The sequence below is a fragment of the Azonexus sp. MM2026_4 genome, assembly GCF_055901855.1.
Window position 1 is genome coordinate 1,078,476 of sequence record NZ_CM148380.1, and the last position, 11,676, is coordinate 1,090,151.

Consider the following 11,676-nt stretch of genomic DNA (forward strand, 5'->3'; position numbering starts at 1 on the left):
CTGCCATGCTCAGTTACCGCCACGCCTATCACGCCGGCAACCACGCCGACGTGCTCAAACACCTGATCCTGCTGCAGATCGCCCAGTACATGGGCGACAAGCCGGCACCGTTCTGGATCATCGACACCCACGCCGGGGCCGGCCGCTACGCGCTCGACTCGGCGCACGCCAGCAAGCTCGCCGAATGGCGCGACGGCATCGGCCGCCTGTGGAACGCCAGCGGCCTGCCGCCGGCCGCCGCCGACTACCTCGACTTCGTGCGCATGCTCAACCCGGACGGCGAACTCCGCCACTATCCCGGTTCGCCCTGGCTGGCCCGGCAGATGCTGCGCGATGCCGACCGCCTGCGCCTGTACGAGATGCACAGCAGCGACGTGCCGCTGCTCGAGGCCTGCTTCAAGGGCGCCGGCCGCCAGGTCAACATCACCGCCGGCGACGGCTTCGCCGGCCTCAAGGCGTTGCTGCCGCCGCCGCCGCGCCGGGCGCTGGTGCTGATCGATCCCTCCTACGAGACCAAGGCCGACTACAGCAACGTGATCAAGGCACTGCAGGAAGCGCTGAAGCGTTTCCCGACCGGCACCTACGCGCTGTGGTACCCGCTGCTGCTGAAGCCGGAATCGCGCCAGTTGCCGGAGCGCCTGAAACGCCTCGGCGCGCCGAGCTGGCTGAACGCGACGCTCGAAATCAAGGCACCGCCGCGCGACGGCTTCGGCATGTACGGCAGCGGCATGTTCATCATCAACCCGCCGTGGACGCTGGAAAAGACCCTGCACGAAACCCTGCCGGCGCTGGCTTCGCTGCTCGCCCAGGGCGACGGCGCCCGGCACACGCTGGAAAGCCAGTCGGTCTAGCGACAGCCCGAAAGCGTATAGATCGTTTGCTTGCGCATCTATTACTTTAAGTAATACAGTCGGCCGGGTGTGCGATCAACGGTCGGGGGTGAAGGCGTGGCGGGACGGATGGTACGGATGGCAGCGACGCTGCTGGCGATGTCTGCCGGCACCGGCGCCCTGGCCGAGGAAACCCTGCAGGTGGCGATCACCGATACCGCCCCGCCTTTCGCCTATCGCGACGACAAGGGCGTACTGAAGGGTTTCAACGTCGATCTGGTGAACGCGCTGTGCCAGCGCTTGCAGCGCAACTGCAAGATCGAGGTGCTGCGTTTCCCGGAAGTGATTCCCGCCGTCGGCGGTGGCCGTTTCGACCTCGGCGTCGCCAACACCCTGCGTACCCCGGAGCGCGAAAAGCTGGTCCGTTTCAGCCGCGTCATCTGGCGCTCGACATCGAGCCTGGTCGGCCATCGCGAACTCGGTGGCGCGCCGCTGGCAACGCTGCTCAAGCGGGAAAGCACCTGCGCCATCGCCGGTACCCGGCAATTCACCTGGCTGGGCGAAAACACCCAGTCGCCACCGCTGGCGGCGAACGGCAACCAGGAGCTGCTCAAGCTGCTCGGACAGAACCAGTGCGCGCTTGCCCTGATGCCGACGCAGCAGGCGCTCGATTTCCTGCAGGGCAAGGCGGGTCAGGCCTTCGCCTACATCGGCGCGCCATTGTCCGAGAGCGGCCTCGGCGGCGACGTGCACATGGTCCTGCGCCCCGGCAACGACAGCCTCAAGACCGAGGTCGATAACGCGCTCGACGCCCTGATCCGCGACGGCACCCACGAGCGGCTGTCGCGGCGGCATTTCCCCTACAGCATCCTGTAAGCGGACATGCCAGAACGCCAGCCGCCCAGCCTGCGCCGCATCTCGGCGATCGTCCTGGGGCTGCTGATCCTGATCCTGTGCGCCGCCGGCGTCCTGCTGGCCCGGCAGATGCTGGAACTGCAGCGCCTGGCCGAGAACCATCGCCGGCAGGCCGCCATCGGCTTGAGCGAAAAGGTGCGCCTGGTCAGCAACATCGAGCGCCTGATCCTGCTCGGCGACCAGTTGAGCAGCAGTCCGGAACCGGAAAGCTGGCAGGCCGCCGGCCGCGCTTTCCAGGCGCTCAGCCGGCATCCTTCGCTGCAGGGCCTGGCCGGTGGCGAACCGGCGGTGGCCGAAAGCTTCCAGGTCGCCGAACGCCTGCTCACCCTGCGCGAAAACCGTGCCGAAGCAACGGAGATCGAGGCCGCCTGGGAAAACCGGCGGGCGGCACTGATCCGAACGGCGGAGGAAACCTCGGGCAGCATGATCGCCTACAGCACCAGCCTGGCCGACAGCGCCGCTCAGTCGGCGCGGCAGATGCTGTGGCAGGCGCTGGCCTTCTGCGCCCTGCTCTCGCTCGTCCTGGTCGCCCTGCTGCGCCTGCTCAAGCTGCAGTTGATCGATCCCTTGCTGGCGGTCTCCGGCCAGCTCGCGGCGATGCGCCCGAACGGCCTGCCGGCCGCCCCCTTGCCGGCCGCCCGCAACCTCGAGGTTGCCGAGGTCTTCGCCGCGCTACGGGCGCTCCAGGATACCCAGCAGGCGCTCAGCGACAGCGAGGAACGCCAGCGACTGGCGCTGGCTGGCGCCAACCAGGGCCTCTACGACCTCGACATGCGCAGCGGCCGGGTCCGGGTCAGCCCCGAATATGCGGAAATGCTCGGCTATCCGCCCAAGACCTTTGCCGACCTCGATTTCACGAGCTGGGAGGCGCTTCTCCACCCGGCCGACCGCAACCCGACGCTGCAGGCCTACCAGGATTACGTGGCCGGCCGGATTCCCCAGTACCGGGTCGAATTCCGCATGCGCTGCGCGGACGGCCGGTGGAAATGGCTGCTCTCGCAAGCCAGCATCCAGTCGCGGCAGGCCGACGGCACGCCGCTGCGCATGCTCGGCACGCATACCGACATTTCCGCCCAGAAAGCCGCCGAAGCCCGCATCCGCGAACTGAACGCGGAGCTCGAGGCGCGGGTCAGCGAACGTACCGCCGAACTCGACCAGGCAAGGCGCGTCGCCGAGTGCGCGACGCTGGCCAAGAGCGCCTTCCTGGCCAACATGAGCCATGAAATCCGCACCCCGCTCAACGCCATTTCCGGGATGGCCCACCTGATCCGCCGCGCCGGACTGCCCGACGAGCAACTGACGCGCCTCGACAAGCTGGAGGCGGCCAGCCGCCACCTGCTGGAGATCATCAACGACGTGCTCGACCTGTCGAAGATCGAAGCCGGCAAGCTGCAACTGGAAAGCAGTGTTTTCGCCCTGCCCGAACTGTTCGAGAACATCTGCTCGATGCTGCAGGAGCGCGCCGAAGCCAAGGGCATCGAACTGCGCCGCGAATACCCGGCGGCACTGCGCTGGCTGCGCGGCGACAGCACGCGCTTGCAACAGGCGCTGCTCAACTACGCCGGCAACGCGCTCAAGTTCACCGAGCGCGGCAGCGTCCTGCTGCGCGCGCGGGTCGTCGCCACCCGGGAGGATGCTTCGCTGGTCCGCTTCGAAGTCAGCGACACCGGCATCGGCATCGCCCCGGAAGCGATCGACCGTCTGTTCAACGCCTTCGAACAGGCCGACCATTCGACCTCGCGCAAGTACGGCGGCACCGGACTGGGGCTGGCGATCACCCGCAAGATCGCCGAAGCGATGGGCGGCGAGGCTGGCGCCGAAAGCCAGCCGGGCCAGGGCAGCACCTTCTGGTTCACCGCCTGGCTGCAGCGCGGCGCAGCGCGTACGACTGCCAGCGCCGGCAGCATCGACGAGATCGAAGCCGGCCTCGCGGCACGGCATGGACGTCGCCGCCTGCTGCTGGTCGAGGACGAACCGGTCAACCGCGAGATCGCCCAGATGCTGCTGCTCGACGCCGGGCTCGCCGCCGACCTCGCCGAGGACGGCCTGCAGGCGGTGGCGATGGCGAGCACCGGCCATTACGACCTGATCCTGATGGACCTGCAGATGCCCAACCTCGACGGCCTCGAAGCCACCCGGCGCATCCGCCGCCTGCCCGGCTACGCCGCCGTGCCGATCGTCGCCATGACCGCCAACGCCTTCGTCGAGGACCGCGAGCGCTGCCGCGCCTGCGGCATGAACGCCTTCATCGCCAAGCCGATCGTCCCCGATACTTTCTACGAGCAGTTGCTGCAGAGCCTGGACGCCGCCTACCCCGGCAACTGAGGTTCAGGCGCGGCGCTCGCCGAGTTGCGCCTTGAGCTGGCGCGCCGCCAGCGCGTAACCGCCGTCGCTGCCGTCGACGAAATGCAGGTGCTTGCCGGCGTGCGACTCGACCAGACAGGTGATCAGCGCCTCGCGCGACCGGTGCATGCCCCAGGCCAGCCGACCCGCCGCCCGCTCGCCGTCGAGCCAGGCGGCGAGTTCGGCGATCTGCGTCTCGCCGGCATCGAGCAGCATGCGCAGGGCGCCGTCGAACTTGCGGAAATCGCTGTGCCGGACCAGATCGTCGCGGTAGCGGCTCCAGGCGACCGACGCCGTGTCGAGGTCGTGCCGGAACAGCCACCAGCCGGCCAGGTTCTGCAGCCACAGGCGACAGGCGTAGCCCAGACCGGCAAGGAAGCCGCGCCCGGCGCTGCGCACCTTCGTCTCGCCGGCCAGCGCCTGGGGCGAGAAGGACAACTGCAGCGCCCCGGCGTGCAGCGGGTGATGGCTGCCGGGATCGCCGAAAATCTCGCCGATCCGCGCCAGAAGACGGGCGTAGGTCGCCTGGTTGAGCGCTGGATCGAGCGCCGTGGCGACGACGATCAGCGCCAGCTTGACGTCGCGGAAGCTCGGCACGTTCTGCCAGCGGCACTCGAAGCCCTCGAAACTGGCGCTGGCCGGCCCCTCGCCCAGGCGGACGTGCTGCACGCCGGGATCGCCACGCTTGATCCGGCGCTCGGCCTCCTCCCAGCCGCGCCCGGAAAAGAACGGCTGGTTGATCTGTTCCGACAGCGCCAGCTTGGCCACCCGCACCCAGTGCCCGGCCTGGCGCAGTTCGCCGACCCGGACCAGGCCGGCGCGCAAGTGCAGGCCGAAACTGTCGGCCGCCAGTTGCTGAGCACCGCGCAAGGCGATCACCGCCGGTGCACAGAGGCGCTCGGGAAGGGCGAAGGTGGCGCCATCGCCGCCGAACAGGAAAGGCAGTTCGATGCTGCGGTCGAGGTTGGCGATCGCCGCGATGCAGGCGACGCCGACGGTATTGACCTTCTTGTAGGCGCCGTCGGCGATCGCCTTGGTCGAATCGACGATGTCGGCGATCACCACCCACCAGTCGTCGGGCAGGTCGACGTGATGGCGCGTATCGATCGCCGCCGCGAACGACGGCAAGGCCGGCAGGTCGCGGTAGAAGCCGGAATCGGCCATCGCCTCAGCCGAGTTCGGTGTATTTGGCGCGCGAGCCACGCGCCTTGTCGACCGGGTACTTGGCGGCGTTCTTCTGCAGCTTGGCGCGGCTCGCCGCCGCCAGGTCGATGCCGCTGCGCTCGGCGATCAGCAGCAGGTAGAGCAGGACATCGGCGCATTCGTCGGCCAGCGCCTCGCGCGTCGTCGGCTCGCTCGCCAGCGCCTCGACCTCGGCGTCGCTCTTCCACTGCATCAGCTCGAGCAGCTCGCCGGCTTCCAGGTTGAGCGAGACGATCAGGTTGCGCAAGGTATGAAACTGCTGCCAGTCGCGCGCATCGCGGAATTCGCGCACGGCGGCGGTCAAACTGGAAAAATCGTCCATTCTGCAATCCGGGGAAGCCTGCCAACCCCGGCATCATGCCACAGGCCGGCCCTTCAGCGCTCCATCACCTCGATGCCCTGACGACGTAGCCACTGACGGTCGAGTTCCCAACGCACGCCCTTGATTCCGGGCTGGGCCCGGACCAGTTCGGCGGCCTCGGACTGCACCCGGGCCAGTTGTTTCTCGACGGCGATGAAGGCCGGATCGTTCGGGTCCTTGACGTTGACCTCCGGGTGCAGCACACCGAGCGCCCGCAACGCCGGCACCTCGACGTTGCGCGGCGTGCTCAGCACCGCCATTCCGTGCTCGACGCGCAACACCTGGAAACGATAGGGATAACTGCGCAACTCGGCGCTGCCCTGGCTGGCCAGGATTTCGTTGAGCTGGCGGGTCTGGCCGTCCGGCCGGCGGATCGCCCAATCGAGGGCAACCAGCAGGGCGATGACGATGAGGACCCAGTGTCCGGATTTGAGTTTCGGAAATAGCATGCTGTCTCTTTGCTTGGCCGGCCCCGCAGCCCGCTCGGTGGTGAAGCGTAACATGAGAAAATCGGCCGACGAACCTGCCCAACCCGGAGAAAACCCCATGCCCATCTATCAACTCGGCGAAAAAATCCCGCAACTCGGCGACCAGACCTGGATCGCCCCCAACGCCACGGTCATCGGCGACGTCCGCCTCGGCGCCCAGGCTTCGATCTGGTGGAACGCCACCTTGCGCGGCGACAACGACCCGATTCACATCGGCGAGCGCAGCAACATTCAGGACGGTTCGGTGCTGCACACCGATGAAGGCGTGCCGATGCACATCGGCAGCGACGTCACCGTCGGCCACCTGGTCATGCTGCATGGCTGCACGGTCGGCGACAGCAGCCTGATCGGCATCGGCTCGGTCATCCTCAACCGGGCGGTAATCGGCAGGTCGAGCATCGTCGGCGCCAATACTCTGGTTCCGGAAGGCAAGATTTTCCCGGATGGGGTGCTGATCGTCGGCTCACCGGGAAAAGTGGTACGCGAATTGTCGGAAGAAGAAATTTCCCGTTTAAAACATTCGGCTAGCCATTATGTCGAGAATGCCAAACGCTATTCCCAGATGCTGCAAGCGTTTCCGGCAACAATTATACAAAAGTAATACACCTTTCTTTACAAATCTTCTTATCTATCATGAAAGAATCGGTTCTCGCAGGTCGATCAGAATAATGTTGCGATTCATGAACATAAATAGGGAGCCAGCATGAACAAGGGGAATACGGGATTTAGCACTTACCTGATTGCGGCAGTTTCTATCGGGGCACTTTGCGCGGTTGCGCTGATGAGTCTTTATAGTGACCTGAGCGCACCGACGCCGCCTTCGCCGGAACAATTCGTTGAAAGTCAGCCGACGGCTGCCCTGCCGGTGCCGGGGGCGATCGAAGTGGTGCCACCGGCGGAAGCGGCTACGCCATTACCGACGGAAGCGGCCGCGCCGCTGCCGACAGAAACGGTCAGCGCCGCCCCGGTCGTCGCCGTTGTCACGCCGGCCGGCATCACGGCCGTCGCTGCAGCGCCGGCGGCAGTCGCCGACAACACCGCGCAAAGCCGCGACGAGTTGCTGCGTACGCTCGAAGCCTGGCGCAAGGCCTGGGCCAATCGCGACGTCGAAGCCTATTTCTCGTTCTACGCCGCCGACTACGCGGGCACCTCGGAAAGTCCCGCCCAGTGGCAGGCCAGCCGGCGTCGCATCATCGAGCAGGCCGGCCTGATCGACATCAGCTTCGGCGCCGCCGAGATCGAGATGGACGGCAAGGATCGCGCCACCCTGACTTTCCCGATGAACTACCGGTCGAAGCGTTTCGAGGACGAAGGCGTCAAGCAGTTGCAACTGGTCCGCGACCAGGGGCAATGGCGGATCGCCCGCGAACAGTTCACCGCCAACTGACGAAATCGGCGATTGCCGCCAGCACGGCCGCCGGCTGGTCGCGCTGCGGCGTGTGTCCGCAGCGCGCCAGCCTGAGCAGGCGCGTCTCCGGCACCTGCTCGGCGATCGCCTCGATCTGGCGCATCGTCGCGTATTCGTCGTCCTCGCCCTGAATCGCCAGCACCGGGCAGCGGATTGCCGGCAGGCAGGCCTCGATGTTCCAGTCGCGAAAGGCCGGCGCCAGCCAGCAGTCGTTCCAGTCGGCGAAAACCCGCGGCGCATCGCGGTGGTAACGCGCCAGCTTCTGCGGCCAGTCGCTGTTGTGCCAGATGTCGCGGGCGGCGCGGATGCCGGCCAGGGTTTCTTCCTCGACGAACTCGTGCGGCGCCATGACCACCACGCCCACCGGCCGTTCGGGAAAGCTGCCGGCGAAGATCAGGGCGATGCTGCCGCCGTCGCTATGCCCGACCAGTAACGGCCGCTCGACCGCCATCGCCGCGAGCAGCGCCGGCAGGATGTGTTGCGCCTCGCGGTGCATATAGTCCGGCTGGCGCGCTGCCGGGTGCGGATCGGAAGCGCCATACCCCGGCCGCGAATAGACGATGGTCCGGCAACCGGTCGCCGCTGCCAGTTGCTGCGGAAAATCGCGCCACATGGCAACGCAGCCCAGCCCTTCGTGCAACAGCACCAGAGTCGGCAGCCCGGAACGGGCGGCGGGGATATCAAGGGTTTCGATGCGATAGCCGGGGATCTCGATGGTGTTCATGCATGCAGGAGGAAATTGCGGACGACGTCGATCTGGTCGTCGGAAAGGAATATCGGGGCATGTCCGACCCCGGGAATCTCGGCCAGTTCCGCGCGCGGCCCGCACTCGCCCATGCGCTGCCAGGCGTCACGCGCGAGCAGGTCGGATTCACTGCCGCGGATCGCCAGCGTCGGACAGCGGATCGCCTCGTAAAGCGGCCACAGCGCGATGTCGCCGTCGCCGAAGGCAGCCCGGAACGGCCCGGCGATGCGCGGATCGTAACGGAAGCCCCAGCGGCCGTCGGCACGCTGACGGATGCTGCTTTCGGTCAACTCGACCCATTGCGCCTCGCTCAGCGCACCGAACGGTGCGCTGATCTCGCGCAGGTAGGCGACCGCTTCGGCCAGCGTGGTCCAGCTCGGATCGGCACCGACATAGGCGGCAATGCGTTGCAGCGCGGCACGGGTGATCGCCGGTCCAACATCGTTCAGGACCAGGCGCATCACCGGCGAATTTTCCTGCGCCGCCAGCGCCATACCGATCAAGCCGCCCATCGAGGTGCCCAGCCAATGCACGGTCTCGACGTCGAGGCGGGCAAGCAGCGTGACCATGTCGGCGACGTACTGGGGAATCGCGTAGGCGGCCGGATCGCGCAGCCAGCCGCTGAGGCCGCGACCGACGACATCCGGACAGACGACCCGGTAATGCCCGGACAGCGCCAGCGCCAGGCGATCGAAATCGCGCGCGTTGCGGGTCAGGCCATGGACGCAGACGAGCACCCGCGGATTGTCGCGCTCACCCCATTCGTAATAACTCATCCGGTGCAGCCCCGAAGGACTGAGACAACGGACGCTACGTTGTTTTATCGTCATCACGCCTACCTCCTTGGCTAAATGTATCACCGTCCCTGCCAGTAGCGTTGGCGTAGCTGGCGCCAGGCGGCAATTTCCCGGCTTGCCGGGCGCAGCGTCAGGAGCAAGGCACCGTCACGATCGGTCCGCCAAAGGCGGGCGCCGCTCGCCGCGTGGCGTTCCAGCACCTCGGGGCGCGGATGGCCGAAACGGTTGCGATGGCCGACCGAAAACAGCACCTCGCCCGCCCCGACCGCCGCAAGAAATTCGGCCGTCGACGAGCCTTTGGCGCCATGATGCGGTGCCAGCAGGACGGTGCTGCGCAGCGCCGCGGCATCGCGCGCCAGCATTGCCGCCTCCTCGCGAGCGCCGATGTCGCCGGTCAGCAGCAGGCGCTCGCCGCCGACCGTCACCGCCAGCACGCAGGACAACGAATTGTGCCGGCCGTCGTCGGTATAGGCTTCAAGCGCCGGATGCAGGATCGCGAAATCGACGCCGTCCCAGCGCCACGTCTCGCCGGCGGCGCAACGCCGCCCCAGCGCCGCCTCCGACGAAATGCTCTCGTCGACCGCTAGCGCCGCGCGCAGCGATTCGGCACCGCCAGCATGATCGGCGTCGCCATGGGTGAGCAGCAGGCGATCGATGCGCGTCGCCCCGAGCCAGCGCAGATAGGGAACCACCACCCGCAGCCCGGCATCGGCGTCGCTGCCGTAGCGCGGACCGGTGTCGTAGACCAGCAGATGCTGGCGGGTACGCACCATTACCGCCAGCCCCTGGCCGACGTCGAGGACATCGACCCGCGCCTCGCCATCGGGAATTTCCGGCGCCGGCCAGAACAACAGCGGCAGGAGCAGGGCCAGCCCCAGCCAGCGTCCGGGCACGCCGCGCGGCAGCAGACAGACGACGACGCCGATGGCGGCCAGCAGCACCGCCGCCGGATGCGGCGCCGGCACCTGCCACAATGGCCAGGCGGCGCACCAGAACAGGAACTGCATCAGCGGCTCGAGCACCGCGTGCGCCGCCTGCAACGGGAAATTCCACGGCAGGAGCGCGGCGAGCAGCGCCAGCGGCGTCACCAGCAGGCTGATCACCGGGATCGCGACCAGGTTGGCGAGCGGCGAAATCAGCGGAAACTGGCCGAACACCAACAGCAGGATCGGCAGCGAGGCGAGCGTCGCCGCCAGCTGCACCGTTCCCCAGCCGCGCAGGCGCTCACGCCAGCCGCGCCCGGTACCGACCAGCGCCGCGCCGACGTGAAGCAAGGCGGCGACGACGCCGAACGACAACCAGAAACCCGGCGCCAGCACCGCCCAGGGATCGACGACGAGAACGACGACCAGGGCCAGCGCCAGCACCCGGCCGGGCGCGACGATGCGTCCGGAAAGCATGGCCGCGACAGCAACCAGCAGCATGTACAGGGTGCGTTGCGCCGGCACCCCGAAACCGGCCAGCGCGGTATACGCAAAGGCCGCCAGCGCCGCCGTCAGCACGCCGACCTTCTGCGCCGGCCAGCGCAGCGCCAGGCCGGGAAGGCGGCGCCACAGCCCGGCCAGCAGCGCGCCGCAGAGACCGGCGACGAGGGTGATGTGCAGGCCGCTGATCGCCATCGCGTGCGTCACGCCGCTGCGGTTGAAGACCGTCCACAGCTCGCCGTCCACCGCCTTCTGGTCGCCCACCGCGAGCGCCGTCAGGATGCCGCGCCAGGGATGGCTAGCCGCCGGCAGAGCGCTTTCGAAACGCTGGCGGACCGCCGCCCGCAGCCGCTCGACCAGATACACCGGCTGCGCGACGAAAGCGTCGAGACGCTGCGTCGGCGCCGGCCGCACGTAGCCGGTGGCGCGGATGCCACGTTCGAGCAGCCACAGTTCGTAGTCGAAACTGCCGGGATTGGCCGCGCCGTGCGGCCGCTTGAGGCGAACGGTGAATTGCCAGCGCTCGCCGGGATTAACCGGGTGGCGCGTCTCGCCGTCGTCGTACCAGGCCAGTTGCACGCGGTCGGGGACGATGGCGCCGGCATCGAGGCGGCGCTCGATGGCAAACTCGAAACGCACGCCGCGCTCGAAATCCTGCGGCAGGCCGGCGACCACGCCGACCACCGCGACGTCCCTGCCCTCCCACGCCGCGTCCAGCTGGTCGGCCAGGCGCAGTTCGGCACGCCACGCCGCCCAGCCGAAACCAAGGCCGCAGGCGCCGATCAGCAGCAACAGTTGCGCCGGCCAGCGGCGCCAGCGCCAGGCCGGCAGGCACAGGACAAGCGCCGACAACGACCACAGCAAGGGATCGGGCAGCAGCGCCTGGGTCTGCAGCAGGAACACACCCAGCGCGAAGGCAAGCGCGGCGGATTTCATGCCAACATCATGACACGAAGCGTTACCGACGACGAGCCCGGCCTTTGCAATAATCCTTGAAACCTCAGTTGACCGCTTATCTCTCCTTGTGCAGCCGCATGAATGCCGACCTCAATGCCCACGATACGGCTCACTCGTTGAGTGATGGCGCTACGCGGCCGCTGGCACGTCCGGACGGGCGCCCGGCTTTGTCGCTTCTCCTTGCAGGCACGAGCCTGCCGCGTCG

The 11,676-nt window shown here is 67.6% G+C and carries 11 protein-coding genes; 5 read left to right on the top strand and 6 right to left on the bottom strand.

Annotated elements, in window-relative coordinates:
- Nucleotides 1-5 precede the first annotated feature (5 nt).
- The 3 genes from AC0KWY_RS05030 (at nt 6) to AC0KWY_RS05040 (ending at nt 4,070) form a co-directional block, all read left to right on the top strand.
- Entirely contained in the window at nt 6-851 is an 846-nt protein-coding gene (locus AC0KWY_RS05030) for a 23S rRNA (adenine(2030)-N(6))-methyltransferase RlmJ (RefSeq protein WP_474028547.1), read from the top strand.
- 117 nt (nt 852-968) lie between these two features.
- Nucleotides 969-1,706, top strand: coding sequence for a substrate-binding periplasmic protein (locus AC0KWY_RS05035; protein WP_474028548.1), 738 nt, complete (start codon nt 969-971; stop codon nt 1,704-1,706).
- A gap of 6 nt (nt 1,707-1,712) precedes the next feature.
- Nucleotides 1,713-4,070: an ATP-binding protein gene (locus AC0KWY_RS05040; protein ID WP_474028549.1), complete on the top strand. Its 2,358-nt coding sequence runs from the start codon at nt 1,713-1,715 to the stop codon at nt 4,068-4,070.
- Nucleotides 4,071-4,073: 3 nt separating this feature from the next.
- Here AC0KWY_RS05040 and AC0KWY_RS05045 read toward each other — a convergent pair whose 3' ends face one another.
- The 3 genes from AC0KWY_RS05045 to AC0KWY_RS05055 are packed head-to-tail and all read right to left on the bottom strand — an operon-like array spanning nt 4,074 to nt 6,101.
- Nucleotides 4,074-5,252 carry a DUF3095 domain-containing protein gene (locus tag AC0KWY_RS05045; RefSeq protein WP_474028550.1) on the bottom strand — a complete coding sequence of 393 codons (1,179 nt, stop codon included), beginning with the start codon at nt 5,250-5,252 and terminating at the stop codon, nt 4,074-4,076.
- A gap of 4 nt (nt 5,253-5,256) precedes the next feature.
- The gene (locus tag AC0KWY_RS05050) at nt 5,257-5,613 is read right to left on the bottom strand and encodes a nucleotide pyrophosphohydrolase (RefSeq protein WP_474028551.1); all 357 of its coding nucleotides are present in this window, start codon (nt 5,611-5,613) and stop codon (nt 5,257-5,259) included.
- Nucleotides 5,614-5,666: 53 nt separating this feature from the next.
- Entirely contained in the window at nt 5,667-6,101 is a 435-nt protein-coding gene (locus AC0KWY_RS05055) for a hypothetical protein (protein WP_474028552.1), read from the bottom strand.
- Between the two features lie 97 nt (nt 6,102-6,198).
- Between AC0KWY_RS05055 and AC0KWY_RS05060 the strand changes: the two genes are divergently transcribed.
- Nucleotides 6,199-6,741 carry a gamma carbonic anhydrase family protein gene (locus AC0KWY_RS05060; RefSeq protein WP_474028553.1) on the top strand — a complete coding sequence of 181 codons (543 nt, stop codon included), beginning with the start codon at nt 6,199-6,201 and terminating at the stop codon, nt 6,739-6,741.
- Nucleotides 6,742-6,921: 180 nt separating this feature from the next.
- The gene (locus tag AC0KWY_RS05065; protein ID WP_474028554.1) at nt 6,922-7,527 is read left to right on the top strand and encodes a YybH family protein; all 606 of its coding nucleotides are present in this window, start codon (nt 6,922-6,924) and stop codon (nt 7,525-7,527) included.
- Here the strand turns inward: AC0KWY_RS05065 and AC0KWY_RS05070 are convergent.
- The 3 genes from AC0KWY_RS05070 to AC0KWY_RS05080 all read right to left on the bottom strand — a co-directional run bounded on the left by AC0KWY_RS05070 (nt 7,514) and on the right by AC0KWY_RS05080 (nt 11,450).
- On the bottom strand, nt 7,514-8,272 hold the full coding sequence (locus tag AC0KWY_RS05070; protein WP_474028555.1) for an alpha/beta fold hydrolase: 759 nt from the start codon (nt 8,270-8,272) through the stop codon (nt 7,514-7,516). The two genes, AC0KWY_RS05065 and AC0KWY_RS05070, sit on opposite strands and share 14 nt — an antisense overlap.
- Nucleotides 8,269-9,069, bottom strand: coding sequence for an alpha/beta fold hydrolase (locus AC0KWY_RS05075; protein ID WP_474028556.1), 801 nt, complete (start codon nt 9,067-9,069; stop codon nt 8,269-8,271). Before AC0KWY_RS05075 ends, AC0KWY_RS05070 begins: the two co-directional genes overlap by 4 nt.
- An 80-nt stretch (nt 9,070-9,149) precedes the next feature.
- Nucleotides 9,150-11,450: a DNA internalization-related competence protein ComEC/Rec2 gene (locus AC0KWY_RS05080; RefSeq protein WP_474028557.1), complete on the bottom strand. Its 2,301-nt coding sequence runs from the start codon at nt 11,448-11,450 to the stop codon at nt 9,150-9,152.
- Nucleotides 11,451-11,676: the final 226 nt, after the last annotated feature.

What these genes read in the sequence shown, in the direction of transcription:
- AC0KWY_RS05055 (WP_474028552.1), bottom strand. Translation starts at nt 6,101, where the DNA reads ATGCTATTTCCGAAACTCAAATCCGGACACTGGGTCCTCATCGTCATC.
- AC0KWY_RS05035 (WP_474028548.1), top strand. Translation starts at nt 969, where the DNA reads ATGGCAGCGACGCTGCTGGCGATGTCTGCCGGCACCGGCGCCCTGGCC.
- AC0KWY_RS05050 (WP_474028551.1), bottom strand. Translation starts at nt 5,613, where the DNA reads ATGGACGATTTTTCCAGTTTGACCGCCGCCGTGCGCGAATTCCGCGAT.
- AC0KWY_RS05075 (WP_474028556.1), bottom strand. Translation starts at nt 9,069, where the DNA reads ATGAGTTATTACGAATGGGGTGAGCGCGACAATCCGCGGGTGCTCGTC.
- AC0KWY_RS05065 (WP_474028554.1), top strand. Translation starts at nt 6,922, where the DNA reads ATGAGTCTTTATAGTGACCTGAGCGCACCGACGCCGCCTTCGCCGGAA.
- AC0KWY_RS05045 (WP_474028550.1), bottom strand. Translation starts at nt 5,252, where the DNA reads ATGGCCGATTCCGGCTTCTACCGCGACCTGCCGGCCTTGCCGTCGTTC.
- AC0KWY_RS05040 (WP_474028549.1), top strand. Translation starts at nt 1,713, where the DNA reads ATGCCAGAACGCCAGCCGCCCAGCCTGCGCCGCATCTCGGCGATCGTC.
- AC0KWY_RS05030 (WP_474028547.1), top strand. Translation starts at nt 6, where the DNA reads ATGCTCAGTTACCGCCACGCCTATCACGCCGGCAACCACGCCGACGTG.
- AC0KWY_RS05070 (WP_474028555.1), bottom strand. Translation starts at nt 8,272, where the DNA reads ATGAACACCATCGAGATCCCCGGCTATCGCATCGAAACCCTTGATATC.
- AC0KWY_RS05060 (WP_474028553.1), top strand. Translation starts at nt 6,199, where the DNA reads ATGCCCATCTATCAACTCGGCGAAAAAATCCCGCAACTCGGCGACCAG.
- AC0KWY_RS05080 (WP_474028557.1), bottom strand. Translation starts at nt 11,450, where the DNA reads ATGAAATCCGCCGCGCTTGCCTTCGCGCTGGGTGTGTTCCTGCTGCAG.